This window comes from Jiangella sp. DSM 45060 (assembly GCF_900105175.1).
Lineage (GTDB): Bacteria > Actinomycetota > Actinomycetes > Jiangellales > Jiangellaceae > Jiangella.
Genome location: NZ_LT629771.1, coordinates 2871718 through 2886582 on the forward strand (window position 1 = coordinate 2871718; position 14865 = coordinate 2886582).

Consider the following 14865-nt stretch of genomic DNA (forward strand, 5'->3'; position numbering starts at 1 on the left):
CTCAGAACTTCCCGTCGCGTCGCTGGAACTTGGTCGGCTTGCCCAGCGTCGGCAGACCCTCACGCACCCAGTGCGCGCTCGCCTCGACCAGCTCAGCCACCGTGACATCCGGGTAGCCGAACAGGGCGTGGCAGCGCTGCGCGTTGCTCAGCAGCGCCGTCGCCGCCTCCTCACCGGTGAACTCCACCGGCTTGCCCAACGCGGCCGCGAGGTCGCCGGCCAGCCGGCGCACCCCCAGCGTCTCCGGACCGGTCAGGTTCAACAGCAGCGGCGGGGTGGCGGCGTGCAGCAGCGCCCGCAACGTCACCTCGTTCGCGTAGCCCTGCCACACCAGGTTCAGGCTGCCCATCGTGACGTCCACCGGCTCGCCCGCGTCGATGGTCTGGGCCAGGTCGATGAGCACCCCGTAGCGCATCTCGACCGCGTAGTTGAGCCGGATGATCGCCATCGGGGTGTCGTCGCGCTGCGACGCGGCCTGCAGGACCCGCTCACGGCCCAGGCACGACATCGCGTACTCCCCGACCGGGCCCGGCTCGGTGTCCTCGGTCGCGCCGCCGCTGCCCACACCGGTCAGCGGGTACACGTTGCCGGTCGACAACGCGCTGATCCGGCTACCCGCGTAGCGGCGGGCCACCCGCCCGGGCAGGTACACGTTGGTCTCCCACGTGCCGGCCTGGTTGCCCTCGGTGCCGAACTTCGCCCCCACCAGATACACCACGTTCGCCGCATCGGGCAGCCCGGCCAGCGCCTCGTCATCGGCGATGTCCGCCGCCACGACCTGCGCGCCGGTCGCCTCCATCGCCTCCCGCGCACCGGCGCCGCCGTACCGCGACACCGCGAACACCCGCGCCCCGGTACCGGCCGCCTCGATACCCCGCACCGCCAACCGCACCAGGCTCACACCCAGCTTGCCGCTCGCACCGAGCACCACCACATCACCGTCGAGCCGGCGCAAATCCGCCACCAGCTCCGGCCGCGGCCGAGAAAGTCGCTCATCGAGCTCGTCGATGCTCCGCACCCGCACCCTCCATCATCCGTACTTACGGTCTAGACCGTATTTGTCGGAACGTGAGGATGTCAAGGCGGGTTCTTGTGCGGATACGGGCGGTTATTCGGCGGCCAGACCGGCCCCGAAGACGATGGCGAATCCCACGGCGAAGCCCGCCGCGGAATGGTCGAAGATCAGGGCCAACAACAGGCCCAATCCGAACGCGACCATGAACCTCTTAGCCAGCTTCTGACCCATCGCCACTCCCTGCAGTGGTGGGGACAACGCTGGCTCCATGATCGACCCGACCGCCCGGGAACGCGCAAGCGAAAGTCTCACATTGAGGGACGGCGCCCGGAACTTCGTCCGGGTGTGTCGCGGTACGTCACCGCTGCGGCGCTTGACGCATGCCGTTATGGGAATATGATGACGCCATGGCACGAGCGGCGACGACGTCCGACGTCTTCAACGCGATCGCCGAGCCGCGGCGCCGGGACATCCTGGTGCTGCTGCGGGCGGGCGAGCGGCCGGTGACCGAGGTGGCCCGGGAGCTGGGCATGACCCAGCCGGGAGCGTCGAAACACCTGCGGGTGCTCCGCGAGGTCGGGCTGGTGCGCGACCGCAGGGCGGGCAAGCAGCGCCTGTACGGGCTCGACGCCCGCGGGCTCCGGCCGGTCCACGAGTGGACCGGCGGGTTCGAGCGGTTCTGGAACGAGAGCTTCGACCGGCTGGACGCCTACGTGCAGGACCTGAAGCAGGCCAAGGAAAAGGAGCAGCGATGAGCGCGACGGCCGACCGCGAGATCGTCATCTCACGGGTCATCGACGCCCCACGCGAGCTGGTGTTCGAGGCGTTCACCGAGGTCCGGCACCTGTCGCGGTGGTGGGGCCCGGCAGGCTTCAGCACCACCACGCGGGCGTTCGAGTTCCGCGTCGGCGGCGAGTGGCGGTTCGTGATGCACGGGCCGGACGGCACCGACTACGCCGAGTGGATCTCCTGGACCGCGATCACCCCGCCGGAACGGATCGAGTTCCTCCACGGCGAGTCCCGCGACGACCCGGACGCCTTCGTGTCGGTGCTGACGTTCGAGCCCGACGGCGCGGCCACCCGCATCGAGATGCACACGGTGTTCCCCACCCGGGAGCAGCGCGACGAGGCGGTCGAGAAGTACCACGCGATCGAGGGCGGCCGGCAGACGCTGAGCAACCTGGCCGCCTACGTCACCGAGCACCTTCGGACGGGAGCCGAGCACTGATGGCCGGGACGGTGTTCTTCAGCGTCTCGATGTCGCTGGACGGGTTCATCGCACCCCAGAGCCTCGACGACCTGATGGGGCGGCAGTGGGTGGAGCTGCAGCGGTGGGCCTTCCCGCTGCGGTTCTTCCGCGAGAACCTGAAGCTCGGCGAGGGCGGCGAGGAGGGGCGCGACAACGACCTCGCGCGAGAGACCTTCGAACGCACCGGCGCGAGCGTCATGGGCAAGCGCATGTTCGACGCCGGCGAGCGGATGTGGCCCGAGGAGGCGCCGTTCCACACGCCGGTCTTCGTCGTGACGCACCAGAAGCGCGGCCCCTGGGAGCGGCCGGGCGGCACGACATTCCACTTCGTCAACGACGGCATCGAGGCCGCGCTCGACCAGGCGCGCGAGGCCGCCGGCGACCGCGACGTCCGCATCGCCGGCGGCGGCGCGACGATCCTGCAGTACCTGAACGCCGGCCTGATCGACGAATTCTCGATCGCGCTCGCACCCGTGCTGTTCGGATCCGGGGTGCGCCTGTTCGAGGGCGTCGACGCCGCCCGCGTCGCCCTGGAGCCGATCCGCGCCGAGCCCTCACCGAGGGTGACCCACCTGACCTACGCCGTCCGTCAGCGGTAGGGCCGCCGCGGTCACCCTCGCGGGAAGGCCCGATCGTCGCCGAACACCCGCTCCGCCGCGGCGACGACGTGGTCGGCGCCGTCCGGGCCGGCCATCAGCTGCGGCTGACGCAGCCAGAACACCGTCGCGGCCGCGCCCTCGGCTCCGGGAGCCGGCAGCGCCCGGACCAGGCCCCGCAGCGGCTCCAGCCCGCCCAGCGGCGGGTAACCGGCGTCGACGGGCACGCCCTCGGCCTCGAGGGCGCGGCTCACCCAGTCGCGGTCCACGCCCGGCGCCGCCCGCAGCATCAGCAGGTGCCGGGAGTCGGCCGTCGTGCCGGCGGGCTGCGGCACGACCGCCACCGGGCGCTCCGCCGCGGCCAGGCCGTCGACGACCCGCCGGGCGAACGCGTCGCGCGCGGCCACCTCGTCGTCCAGGCGCTCCAGCCACGGCAGCAGCAGCGCCGCCTGCAGCTCCGTCATGCGCAGGTTCCAGCCGACGTCGGCGTGGTGGTACCAGGCGCCGTCGCGGACCCGGCCGACGTTGCACGCCGACCACACGCGCGCGGCGAGGTCGTCATCGTTGGTGACGATCAGCCCGCCCTCGCCGGCCGTCATCGCCTTGCTGGACTGAAAGCTGAACGTGCCCGCCGTGCCGTGCGACCCGACCGGCCGGCCGCGGTAGGACGCGCCGTGCGCCTGGGCGCTGTCCTCGACGACCGCCAGCCCGTGTTCGGCGGCCAGCGCGAGCAGCTCGTCCAGCGGCGCCGGGCTGCCGGCCAGGTGGACGGGCATGACAGCGCGGGTCCGCTCGGTCAGCGCGGGCCGGACGGTGGCGGCCGTCAGGTGCAGGTGGCCGGGGTCGACGTCGGCGACCACCGGCACCGCGCCGAGCAGCAGCACCGCCGTCGCGCAGGCGACGAACGTGTACGCCGGCACGACCACCTCGTCGCCGGGCCGGACGCCGGCCGCGCGCAGCGCCACGAACAGCGCCAGCGTGCCGTTCGTCAGCACGATGCCGTGCTTCGCGCCGTGCCGCCCGGCGAACTCGGCGGCCAGCAGCTCGCACAGCGGGCCCGACGTCGCGCCCCAGTGACCGCTGTCGACCACCTCGGCCAGCAGCTTGCGCTGCTCGTCCGACGCGGGCGGCGGCCAGGCCGGCCAGGGTGCGGTGCGGACGGGCGCGCCGCCGTCGATCGCGAGTGTCGTCATGGCGTCTCCTGCAGTGCGGTGGGAAGGCGGCGGCCGAGCAGCCGGACGGCGTTGCCGCCCAGGACCAGCGTGCGGTCGGCGTCGGAGAGCCGGGCGTGCCGGACCCGGCCCAGGCCCGGCCGCGGGTCGAGGAAGCACGCGTCGGTGCCGAACAGCACCCGGTCGGCGCCGGCGATCGCGACCATGCGCTCCAGCCAGCGGGTGGTGAGCCGGGAGCCGCAGATCTCCAGGTACAGGTTCGGCTCGGCGGCGGCCAGCCGGGCGGCGCGCTCGTAGCCGTCCGGCCACAGCCCGGCGTGCCCGACGAGCAGCGCGACGCCCGGGTGGCGGCGGGCCAGCTCGGCGAGGTCGCCGGGGTCGGAGTACGGCGAGCGGGTCTGCCCGTGCGACAGCACCGGGACGCCGGCCACGGCGGCCAGCTCGAGCAGCGGCTCGTACCGCGGGTCCGTCGCGGCGCACAGGTGGGTGTCCGGGTGCAGCTTCAGCCCCCAGACGCCGGGCCGGTCCAGCTGGTCGCGCAGCAGCGCGGCCGCCTCCGGCTCGTGCGGGTCGGCGACCAGCCAGACGCCGAGGCTGTCCGGGTGCCGGTCGGCCTCCGCGAGCGCCAGCTCGTTGCCGGCGACGGCGTCCCGGCCGACGGCCAGCAGGTGCGACACGCCGACCGCGTCGATGCCGATCGCCGCGTTGGTGTCCAGCAGCCAGGCCGGGTCCGGCTCGGGCACGAAGAAGTCGGCCCACGCGCCGACGTGGCCGTGCATGTCGATGACGGGGCTCATGGCCGCTCCCCCGCCACCAGCGCGTCGAACGAACCGGCGGCGATCAGCTCGACATCGGCGGCGGGCAGCCGCAGGTGCTCCAGCTGGAACCGCGGGCCGGCGTCGTCCCACACCGGCGCGCCGGTGCCGAACACCAGCCGGTACGCACCGGCGCGGCGGGCCAGCCACTCGACCGCGCCGGCCGCGACCAGCGTCCCGGTCTCGACGAAGGCGCCCGGGTGGGCGTCCAGCAGCTCCGCCAGCTCGCGCAGCGACCGGTAGCCGGGCGAGAGCACCAGCACCCGCAGCCCCGGCACCGCCGTCAGCAGGGCGCGGACGCGGTCCAGGCCGGTCTCGCCGGCGTCCAGCGCCAGCGGGATGCCGGCCGCGGCCAGCTCGTGCCACCAGCCCATGGCCACCGGCCCGGTCAGCGCGAACCGGTGCCGCACCGGGCACGTCCGCACCATCGCAGGCGCGGACGCGACCACGACGCCCGGGTCGCCCGGCCAGCCGGCGCCGGGCACCGCGGGCAGGACCACCGGGACGGTGACCAGCCGCTCGTGCCGGGCCTCGGCCGGCTGCTCCACGGCGGGGTCGCCGTACAGCCCGCCGCTCGGCGTGACGGCGGCGCCGTCGATGCCGAGGTGGTCCAGCTCCGCGAGCAGCCCCGTGACGTCCGCCGACGGCACGTGGTCGCCGGGGATCGGGCCGAGCACCCGGTGGGCGTCGAAGATCCGCACTCAGCCCTTCAATCCCGTGGTCGCGATGCTGTTCACCAGGTACCGCTGCAGGACGCCGAAGATGACCAGGCACGGGATGACGCTGATGGCCGCCGACGCCATGATGCGCGCCCGCGTCACCGTCTCGGCGTTCAGCGTCGACAGCCCGACCGTCAGGGTGCGCATCTCGTCGGTCTGCGCGATCACCAGCGGCCACAGGAAGTCGTTCCAATGCCAGAGGAACACGAAGATCCCCAGGGTGGCCAGGACCGGCTTGGTGAGCGGCAGCACCAGCCGCCAGAACACCGTCCACTCCCCCGCGCCGTCGATCTTCGCCGCGTCGAACAGGTCGTCGGGCAGGTCCTTGATGAACTGCCGCATCAGGAAGACCGCCTGCGAGTTCGCCAGCGTCGGGACGATCAGCCCCCAGAACGTGTTGACCCCGTCCAGCTTCGACACCAGCACGAACATCGGGATCAGCGTGGCCTGCGCCGGCACCATCAGCGTCGCCAGGAACGACCACATCAGCGCGTTGCTGCCCGGGAACCGCTTGCGGGCGAACGCGTAGCCCGCCATCGCCGCGGTCAGCAGGATCACGATGACCGAGACGATCGAGAAGACGAACGAGTTCAGCGTCCAGCGCAGGAACGACGACGCCGACAGCACCGCGGACAGGTTGTCCAGCGTCACCTCGTCCGGCATCCGCTGCGGGATGGTCTGCGCGCCCTCGGGCGTGATCGCCAGCACGAACACCGCGATGAACGGCACCACCGTGAAGACCGACGCCAGGATCAGCAGCACGGTCAGCCAGGCGTTGGCCGGGGACCGGCGGCGGCGCTTCCTCGTGGGCGGCGGCGTCGTCGCCGTCGCGGGCGGTGCGGTGAGGGTGGTCACGTGTTCTCCCGGTCCAGGACGTAGCGCTGCACCAGCGAGATCGCGAGGACCACGAGGAACAGCATGACGCCGATGGTGGCGGCGTAGCCGAAGTCGAAGAACTTGAAGCCCTGGTCGTACAGCATGTACACCAAGCCGTAGGACGCGCGGGCCGGGCCGCCGCCGGTCATGACGTAGATGGTGTCGAACACCTGGAACGCCACGATCGTCTCGATGACCACCACGAAGAAGAGCACCGGCTTCAGCAGCGGCAGCGTGATGCGCCGGAACTTCGCGCCCGGGCCGGCACCGTCGAGCGTCGCCGCCTCCATGACGTCCTCGGGGATGTTCTTCAGCCCGGCCAGCAGGATGAGCATCGAGTAGCCGAAGCTCTTCCACACCGACACCACGGCCAGCGACCCCAGCACCATCGCCTGGTTGCCGGTGAGGAACGGCACCGGCCCGAGGCCGACCTTCTCCAGCGCGCCGTTGAGCAGCCCGTCGGAGTCGTAGATCCAGATCCAGATGATGCCGGCCATGACGAACGAGGTGACGTACGGCAGGAACAGCAGCCCGCGGAACAGCCCGCGGCCGCGGATCACGTGGTGCAGCATCGTGGCCGTGCCCAGCGACACCACCAGCGTCAGCGGCACGTACATCAGCGCGTACATCAGGGTGACGCGCAGGCTGTCGAAGAACAGATCGTCCTCGATCAACCGGCGGTAGTTCTCCGCGCCGATGAACGAGAAGTCCCCGCTCAGCCGGTAGTCGGTGAAGCTCATCCCGACCGCGCCGAGGCTCGGCACGAACCGGAAGATCACGAACAGCACGAGCATCGGCAGGACGAAGATCACGCCCCAGCCGGGGTCGCGGACGCGCTGCCGCCACGTCGGGCGAGGCGGGGCCGTGCGTTGCAACGTCATTCGGTTCTCCTCGCCCGTCGGGCGGCCGCCGGGATGGCGGCCGCCCTGGTCACGGCGGTTTCGGCCGGGGCGTCAGCCGCCACGGGCGATCAGGTCGCGCGCCTCCGAGGCGGCGTCGGCCAGTGCGTCCTCGGGCGACTTCGAGCCCTGCAGGGCGGCCTGCAGCTGCGCCGACAGCACCGCCATGACCTGACGGGAGGTCGGCTCCACCTCGCCCGGGCGAGCGTACTGCAGCGCGTCGCTGAGCGTCGCCAGCGCCTCGTCGCCGGTGGGCGCCTCGACGTCGGTGCGGGCCGGGAACGTGCCCGCCTCGGCGTTCAGCGCCGCGTTGACGTCCGGGCTCGCGATGAACGAGGCCACTTCGTACGCCGCGTCCTCGTCGTCGTTGATGCTGGTCAGCGCCAGGACGCCGGGGATGCCGAAGCTCACCTGCTCTTCACCGGTCAGCGGCGGGCCGACCACCACGTTCTCGGCGCCGAGGCTGGTGCGCATGATCTCGATGTCGGGCATGGTGATGGCGTACGTCATGGCCGTCGTGCCCGTGGTCAGCGGTCCGCCGTCGACGAGGTTCGTCTTCGTGGCCGCGTCGGCCGGGAGGCCGCCGGCCTCCTGGAGGTCGAGGAGGAACTGCAGCGCCTCCAGGCCCTCGGGCCCGTCGAAGGCGACGTCGGAGCCGTCCTCGGTGAAGATGGTGCCGCCGGCCTGCCACAGCAGCGGGTAGAAGGTGAGGTTCAGCGTCGTCTCCGGGGAGCCGGAGTAGTCGAGCACGGAGACCCCGTTCGCCGCCAGCGCGGGCGCCGCCGCCAGGACGTCGTCCCACGTGGCCGGCGGCTCGGTGATGCCGGCCGCCTGGAAGGCGGCCATGTTGTACGCCGTCGTCGTGCTGGTGTGGTAGATCGGCACGCCGTACAGCTCGTCCTCGAACGTGACGACGTCCAGCGCGCTCGGCAGGTAGGCGTCGCGGTCGTCCTCGACGGCGCCGTCGAGCGGCTTCAGCCCGCCGCTGACCTGGTACTGCAGGGTCTGGTCGGGCGTCAGCAGGACGAGGTCCGGACCCTGGCCGGACGCGATCGCGGTCGCGATCTTCTCGTCCCTGCCCTCCCACGGCTGCTGCTCGATGGTCAGGTCGATGTCCTCGTGCTCGGCCTCGAAGTCGGCCTCGACCTGCTCCCAGAACGCGATGCTGGCGTCCTGGTCCGGGATCACCGGGTACATCCACACCGTGATCTCGGACGAGCCACCGCCACCACCGGCCGTGTCGTCATCAGACCCGCCGCACGCGGCCACGGTCAGCGCGGCTGCCGCCGCGACTGCCACACTTCGAACTCGCACCGGAATCCTCCTCGCCCAGGAGCCGGCGAATACCGGCCTGGGCCGAAACTACAGCTGCCGATGTCAGCCGTCAAGGCACCTCGGCCGACACTCATGAGGTCGAGATTCGATCGATATGCAACGCCCGGTAATAACGGCCTTGACCGAATATATCCACCTCGCTACGCTGCGGCCATTTCCGCCCAAGGAGGCCGCATGCGCCCACGCCTGCTCGTCCTGTTCGCGCTCGTGCTCTCACTGCTGGCGCCGTTGCCGGCGGCCGCGTCCACACCGGCCCCGGCCGCCGACCCACCCTGGACCGCCGAGCCGATCGGGCCGGCCAGCGTGGCGACGCCCACGGGCTCGGGCGGGTTCATCGGTGGCGTCCTGTGGTTCTCGACCCGCCAGGCCAACCCGCCGGCGCTCGTCGGGCTCGACCCCGCCACCGGCAGTGCCGTCAGCCAGATCCCGCTGCCGGACGGCCTGGGCGCCTGGGTCAGCGCGCCGTCCGGCACGGACGTCTACGTCGGCACGTACACGCCGGCGAAGCTGTTCCGCGTCGACACCGTCAGCGGCGAGGCCGAGGAGATCCTCACGGCCGGCGGCTCCGGCGCGGTCGTCTACGCGCTCGCGGTGGCGCCGGACGGCATGGTGTACGCCGGGACCTACGAGTCCTCCGGCGGACGCATCTTCGCCTACGACCCGGCCAGCGGAGTCGTCACCGACCTCGGCGTCACCGTGCCCGGGCAGGACTACGTCCGCGCCCTGGCGGTTGACGACGCCCACGTCTACGCCGGCATCGGCTCGGCCGCGTCGCTCGTGCGCATCGACCGCGCCACCCACGAGGTCACCGACCTCACTCCCCCGGAGCTCGCCGGCGCCACCTTCGTCTCGTCGTTGGCGTTGCACGACGGTGCGCTGCTGGGCGGCGTGTCGCCGCGCGGCCAGCTGCTCGTCGTCGACACCGCCGACCCGTCCCGCTACGAGCTGGTCCAAGCGCCGGCCGAGACGTTCGTCGTGGCGGTGAGCGGCGGCGAGCCGGGCCGGGCGTACTTCGCGGCCCGGCCGTCGGGGACCCTGTACGGCTACGACCTGTGGTCGGGCGCCGCGCAGGCACTCGCGGTGCCGGCCCCGGAGAAGGCGGCCAGCGGCCTGACGTTCCACGACGGCCGGGTCTGGGGCCTGGTCGACGGGCTCGCCTACAGCTACGACCCGGCCGGCGGCGCCGTCACCGGCCTGCCACTGGACGCCGCCGGCGTCACGCCGAGCCCCGAGGGGCCGATGGCGCTGGCCGCCGACGACGAGCACGTCTACGTGTCGGGCTCCGGCGGCGTCCAGATCCACGACATCGCCCGCGGCACCAGCAGCCGGGTCTTCGTCCCCGGCGAGGCCAAGTCGGTCTGGCCGGCGGACGACACGGTCTACCTGTCGATCTACACCCGGGCGCTGATCTACGAGCTGCCCTCCGCGGCCGGACCGGTGCGGCCACTGGCGGAGATCGGCCACGAGCAGACCCGGCCGCGCGACTCCTTCCTCGACGACGGCACCGGCCGGCTCTACGTCGGCACCGAACCCGACTACGGCCGCTACGGCGGCGCGCTGGCGGTCTACGACACGGGCAGCGGCGAGTTGGACGTCTACCGCGACATCGTCGAGGACCAGACGATCTCCGCGGTCACCGCCGAGGGCGACACCGTCTACCTCGGCAGCGACATCAAGACCGGCCTCGGCACGACGCCCATCGCGACCCGGGCCGAGGTGGCCGCCGTCGACGCCCGGTCCGGCGCCGTGCGGTGGTCGACGGCGGCGCCGGGCGGCGCGACCGTCGTCGGCGATCTTCGCCTCCTCGGCGACGACCTGGTCGGCCTCACGTCGGCCGGGCTGCTGTTCGGACTCGACCCAGCCACCGGCACACTGCGCTGGCAGCACGCGCTGGGCGTCCGGGCGTCGATCCTGACGCCGACGGCCACCGGGGTCTACACGACCGACGGGACGTCCATCCTGCGGCTGACCTGGCCCGAGCCGGGTGCCCCGGTGGTCTCGACCGTCTACACCGGCCTTGCCGGCGAGTGGTACGGCCCGCCGTCGGTGACCGCGACGCCGGACGGCACGGCGCTGTTCGCCGTGCAGGGCCGGACCCTCGTGCGCCTCGACGTGCCCGGCGAGCTGTTCGCGCCGGTGGCCGTGTCCGGGTCGTCGTCGTGGGTGGGGCATCCGGACCGGTCGTCGGTGTGGCAGGCGTTCGTCACCGTCACCGTGGCGGACGCCGCCGGGGCGCCGCTGGCCGGCGCCTTCGTGTCGGCGACGTGGCGGGGCGGCCGCGCCACCGGCTGTGTCACCGGCGACGACGGCGGTTGCGTCCTGCGCCGCACGGTGGCCGACGCCGCCGCGGCCACCGTCGACGTCACCGGCGTCGCGCACGCGTCGCTGCCCCAGGGCGCCGTCGAGGTGTCCGAGACCGCCACCGTCACCGCTCCGGAGAGGACCTCCCGATGACCGAGCTCAGCCGACGCACCTTCCTCTCCGCGGCCGCCGCGGCCGGCGCCCTCCCCGTTCTGCCGGGCGTCGTGGGAACGGCCGCCGCCGCGGGCGCGCCGGAGCCGGAGCTGTTCGGGCCCGCCGCCGTGACGGCGGCCATCGTGGGCATGGCGGTCGACGGTGACACCGGCTACATCGTCACCCGCGGCCAGACCCCGCCCAAGGTGGTCACCGTCGACCTCGCGAGCCGGACCGTCACCCGGATCGACCGCCTCCAGCGCGGCGACGGCGGCTGGGCGTGCACGGTGTCCGGTGGGCAGGTCTACGTCGGCACCTACCCGACCCCCGACCTGTACCGCTACGACCCCGCCACCGGCGAGGTCGAGCTCCTCGGCACCATCGGGCCGTCCGGCGGCTTCGTCTGGTGCCTGACCACGGCGCCGGACGGCACGGTGTACGCGGGCACGTCGCCGCGGTGCGAGCTCTGGGAGTACCGGCCCGACACCGGGGTGCTGCGCAACCTCGGCCGCGTGGCGACGGACACCCAGTTCGCCCGTGTCGTCGCCGCCGACGACACGCAGGTGTATGTGGGCACGACGCCGCTGCGCCACGTCATCGCCGTCGACCGCGCCACCGGGGCGAAGCGCGACATCTACCCGGCGGAGCTGGAGCGGGCCGGGTCGGTCGACCCGATCATCGCGACCGGCGGCCGCGTGCTCGTCTCGGCCGGTGGTCAGGTGCTCGACCTCGCGCCCGACGGCTCCGACTACACGGTGCTCGCCCCGCCCGAGCCGTCGACCATGATCGACGCGCTGACGCTGACGCCGTCGGGCGACCTGCTGGGCGTCGCGCGCCGCACCGGCTCGCTGTACCGGCGGGCGGGCGACGCGCTGGAGCTGGTCGACACCGTCAACCCCGGCGACGAGACCCGCGGCCTGTGGCAGCGCGAGGAGTCGGTGCTGGTGGGCGCCGGTGGCAGCGGGGTGCTGTGGTTCCACGACCTCGCCACCGGCGACACCGAGACGTTCGACCTCACCGACGAGGCGGACGTGGCCGGGCCGGACCTCGTCCAGTACCTCAGCTACGACCGCGACGCCGTGTACGTGGGCGGGCACTTCTACGTCACCGTGCACCGGCCGTGGGCCGGCGTCGAGCCGCGCCGGATCCGGGTGAACGGCGAGATCAAGGCGCTGCTGCCGCACGAGGGCCGGGTGCTGGGCGCGATCTATCCGAGCGGCGAGCTGATCAGCATCGACCCGGCGACCGACACCGTCACGTCGCTGGGCGCGCTCGGCCATGACCAGCAGCGTCCGTGGGAGCTGGCCCTGGACGCCGAGCGCGGCCTGCTGCTCGTCGCGTCGATGCCGGGGACCGGCCGGCTCAACGGTGCGCTGACCGTGCTGGACCTCGCGACCGGCGGGATGGAGGCGTACGTCGGCGTGCTGCCGGACCAGGGCCTGACGTCCGTCACCCTGCACGACGGCATCGCGTACCTGGCCGGCGACACCTGGGGCGGCGGTGGCGCCACACCGACGCAGCCGGCCGCTGAAGTGGCCGCGTTCGACCTGGAGTCCCGGACGGTGCTGTGGCGGACCGCGCCGCTGGCTGGTCACGCCAGCCTCCAGCACGTCGAGGTGCACGACGGGTTCCTGTACGGCGTGTACAAGCGGCTGAGCGGCACGTGGTTCGCGATGGACCTCGCCACCCGCAGCGTGGTGCGTCAGGGCAAGGTCAGCGGCTACGGCGAGATCGTCGTGCACAACGACCAGGTGTTCGCGGCCACCAACTTCGGCGACTACCTCTACCGGCTGCGCCCCGATCACGACGCGGAGCAGCTGGCCGGGCCGCTCGTCGCCAGCTGGTTCACCGTTCCTCAGCTGGAGTTCGAGCGGGGCTGGAAGGCCTGGGGCGTCGCCGGTCGTCAGCTGGCGCGGTTCGACCTGCATCCGCGGCATCGGCGGTGAGCTCACCGGCCAGCGCCAGCCACGTCGTCGTCGGGATCGTCCCGGCGACGACCGGCGGGTCGATGCCCGTCGACGTCAGTAGCCGGTGGGCGCGCTTCTTCGGCACATGCGCACCGAGGACCTCGCGTACCGGCCGCCGCGGCGCGCGGTAGGCGTCCTGCAGGAGTTTGCGGGCCAGCCGGGCCTGCGGCCGCGACACGTCCGCGCGGCGGCGGATCACCAGGTGCGCGGAGTCGACCGACGGCGCCGGCCGGAAGCTGCCCGGCCGGACCCGTGCGGCGATGCTCAGCTCGAACCGGGCCTGCCACCACGCGACCTCGAGGTCGCGCGGGCGGGCGTCCGTCATGCGCTTGGCGAACCCCCACTCGACCAGCAGGTCCGCGGCCTCGACGGACGTCGCCTCCGGATCCAGCAGGCGGCGCAGCAGCGCCGTCGAGATGGCGTACGGGATGTTCGCGACCACGGCGTACGGGCGCCGCGGCAGCATGACGCTGCGCGCGTCGGCCTCGACCACGCGCACCTCGCCGATGCCGGCGAAGCGCCGCTCCAGCTTCGCCACGAACCGCGGGTCCCGTTCGACGGCGATGACGCGGGCGCCGGTGGCCGCCAGCGGTGCGGTCAGCGCGCCGAGCCCGGCGCCCAGCTCCATCACCAGGTCGCCCGGTCCCGCGCCGGACGAGCGCACCATGCGCGCGCTCACCGCCGGGTCGCGGAGCAGGTGGATGCCGGCATGGTTCGGCTCGCCGGCGCCGTTGCCGTTGCGGCGCTCGCTGCGCGCCCTGGGTGCGCCGCCGGTGCGGCGTTCATCCCTCTCGCCGCCGGTGGAGCGGCCGGAGCGGCTGGGACGGTTCTGGCGGTTCGGGCGCTGGTGGGTGCGGGAATGCCGTGGCATGGGTCATCACGACCAATCGGGATCACGGGAGTCGGGGGACGTCGAAAAGCCGCGCCGTGCGCCTCGGGTGTGGTCACCGAGGGGACGGACGCGGCTGCGGCGTGCTCCCGTGATGCCGGCCCGGACCCCTTCAGCCGGGGTCAGCCGGTGGTACGCGAAGCTACGCCGTGACGTGCCGGCGGATGCGCCAGAACGCCACAGCGCGGTTGTCTGTCATCCCCATACTCCTCAGCGTATCGGCCGGCCTCAGCCGGACACCAGCGAATTCGGCGTGACGGTGATCTCGAACGGCGTCGCGAGAAACCGCCCGGCCTCAGCCGGACACCAGCAAGCTCGGCGTGACGGTGATCTCGAACGGCGTCGTGAGCGTGACGCTCTCGTCGCCGGTGGCCCGCCCTACCTCGACGTACGCACCGTCCTTCAGGTCGTACGCCACGATCGACGGCTCGACCGGGTCGACGATCCAGTAGGACGCCACCCCGTGCTCGGCGTAGGTCGCGTACTTGAGCGCCTGGTCGGTGCGCCGCGTGCTCCGGGACAGCACCTCGACGGCGAGACTCGGCGGCGCCGTGATGGGTCCCTCTCGGTCGTGTTCCCGGCGGATCACGAAGACGTCGGGCTGGAACGACGTCCGGCCGTCCGGCTGCCAGTCGCGAGGCGCGATGTAGAGCTTCAGGTCAGCGGGTGTCGCGGGCCGCAGCAGCAGCGCGAGCCCGAGGACCGCGTCCTGGTGCGGTCCCAGCGGTGCGGGCGTCACCAGCAGTGTCCCGTCGACCAGTTCGTAGCGCAGGCCGTCGTCGGGGAAGTGCTCGAGCTCCGCCACGGTCCATCCGTCAACCGCACGTGGCCGCTCCATCATGGTGGTCATGGTGCCCCCTTCCGGGCTTTGTCGCCACC

General features: G+C 72.8%; 15 protein-coding genes. 5 read left to right on the forward strand and 10 right to left on the reverse strand.

Going from position 1 to position 14865, the window contains the following annotated elements; all coding sequences use genetic code 11:
• Position 1: 1 nt before the first annotated feature.
• Positions 2-1018 carry an NAD(P)-dependent oxidoreductase gene (locus BLU82_RS12950; RefSeq protein WP_092625765.1) on the reverse strand — a complete coding sequence of 339 codons (1017 nt, stop codon included), beginning with the start codon at positions 1016-1018 and terminating at the stop codon, positions 2-4.
• Positions 1019-1108: 90 nt separating this feature from the next.
• Positions 1109-1246 (reverse strand): hypothetical protein, encoded by a 138-nt coding sequence (locus tag BLU82_RS34150; protein WP_157740878.1) that lies wholly within the window; start codon positions 1244-1246, stop codon positions 1109-1111.
• A 176-nt stretch (positions 1247-1422) separates the two neighbouring features.
• Here BLU82_RS34150 and BLU82_RS12955 point away from each other — a divergent pair, with 176 nt between their 5' ends.
• The 3 genes from BLU82_RS12955 to BLU82_RS12965 are packed head-to-tail and all read left to right on the forward strand — an operon-like array spanning position 1423 to position 2863.
• Complete coding sequence (locus BLU82_RS12955) at positions 1423-1770, forward strand: helix-turn-helix transcriptional regulator (protein ID WP_092620670.1); 348 nt, start codon at positions 1423-1425, stop codon at positions 1768-1770.
• Positions 1767-2243 carry an SRPBCC family protein gene (locus BLU82_RS12960; RefSeq protein WP_092620673.1) on the forward strand — a complete coding sequence of 159 codons (477 nt, stop codon included), beginning with the start codon at positions 1767-1769 and terminating at the stop codon, positions 2241-2243. The genes BLU82_RS12955 and BLU82_RS12960 overlap by 4 nt, the downstream gene beginning before the upstream one ends.
• Positions 2243-2863 carry a dihydrofolate reductase family protein gene (locus BLU82_RS12965; protein ID WP_092620676.1) on the forward strand — a complete coding sequence of 207 codons (621 nt, stop codon included), beginning with the start codon at positions 2243-2245 and terminating at the stop codon, positions 2861-2863. Before BLU82_RS12960 ends, BLU82_RS12965 begins: the two co-directional genes overlap by 1 nt.
• An 11-nt stretch (positions 2864-2874) precedes the next feature.
• Here the strand turns inward: BLU82_RS12965 and BLU82_RS12970 are convergent, their stop codons facing one another.
• The 6 genes from BLU82_RS12970 to BLU82_RS12995 form a co-directional block, all read right to left on the reverse strand.
• Positions 2875-4053: a DegT/DnrJ/EryC1/StrS aminotransferase family protein gene (locus BLU82_RS12970; protein WP_092620678.1), complete on the reverse strand. Its 1179-nt coding sequence runs from the start codon at positions 4051-4053 to the stop codon at positions 2875-2877.
• The gene (locus BLU82_RS12975) at positions 4050-4829 is read right to left on the reverse strand and encodes an amidohydrolase family protein (RefSeq protein ID WP_092620681.1); all 780 of its coding nucleotides are present in this window, start codon (positions 4827-4829) and stop codon (positions 4050-4052) included. Before BLU82_RS12975 ends, BLU82_RS12970 begins: the two co-directional genes overlap by 4 nt.
• Complete coding sequence (locus tag BLU82_RS12980) at positions 4826-5548, reverse strand: hypothetical protein (RefSeq protein WP_092620684.1); 723 nt, start codon at positions 5546-5548, stop codon at positions 4826-4828. Before BLU82_RS12980 ends, BLU82_RS12975 begins: the two co-directional genes overlap by 4 nt.
• Positions 5549-6421: a carbohydrate ABC transporter permease gene (locus BLU82_RS12985; RefSeq protein WP_197682914.1), complete on the reverse strand. Its 873-nt coding sequence runs from the start codon at positions 6419-6421 to the stop codon at positions 5549-5551.
• Positions 6418-7323, reverse strand: coding sequence for a carbohydrate ABC transporter permease (locus BLU82_RS12990; RefSeq protein ID WP_092620687.1), 906 nt, complete (start codon positions 7321-7323; stop codon positions 6418-6420). The genes BLU82_RS12985 and BLU82_RS12990 overlap by 4 nt, the downstream gene beginning before the upstream one ends.
• A 72-nt stretch (positions 7324-7395) precedes the next feature.
• Positions 7396-8655, reverse strand: coding sequence for a sugar ABC transporter substrate-binding protein (locus BLU82_RS12995; protein ID WP_092620690.1), 1260 nt, complete (start codon positions 8653-8655; stop codon positions 7396-7398).
• A 195-nt stretch (positions 8656-8850) separates the two neighbouring features.
• Here BLU82_RS12995 and BLU82_RS13000 point away from each other — a divergent pair, with 195 nt between their 5' ends.
• Together BLU82_RS13000 and BLU82_RS13005 are read left to right on the forward strand one after the other, a co-directional pair.
• The gene (locus BLU82_RS13000) at positions 8851-11130 is read left to right on the forward strand and encodes a PQQ-binding-like beta-propeller repeat protein (protein WP_157740880.1); all 2280 of its coding nucleotides are present in this window, start codon (positions 8851-8853) and stop codon (positions 11128-11130) included.
• Entirely contained in the window at positions 11127-13076 is a 1950-nt protein-coding gene (locus BLU82_RS13005; protein WP_092620696.1) for a twin-arginine translocation signal domain-containing protein, read from the forward strand. Before BLU82_RS13000 ends, BLU82_RS13005 begins: the two co-directional genes overlap by 4 nt.
• On the opposite strand, the gene BLU82_RS13010 is transcribed toward BLU82_RS13005, so the two are convergent.
• Positions 12976-13968: an rRNA adenine dimethyltransferase family protein gene (locus BLU82_RS13010; RefSeq protein ID WP_092620699.1), complete on the reverse strand. Its 993-nt coding sequence runs from the start codon at positions 13966-13968 to the stop codon at positions 12976-12978. The two genes, BLU82_RS13005 and BLU82_RS13010, sit on opposite strands and share 101 nt — an antisense overlap.
• A 313-nt stretch (positions 13969-14281) precedes the next feature.
• Positions 14282-14791 (reverse strand): Uma2 family endonuclease, encoded by a 510-nt coding sequence (locus BLU82_RS13015; protein ID WP_157740882.1) that lies wholly within the window; start codon positions 14789-14791, stop codon positions 14282-14284.
• Positions 14792-14865: the final 74 nt, after the last annotated feature.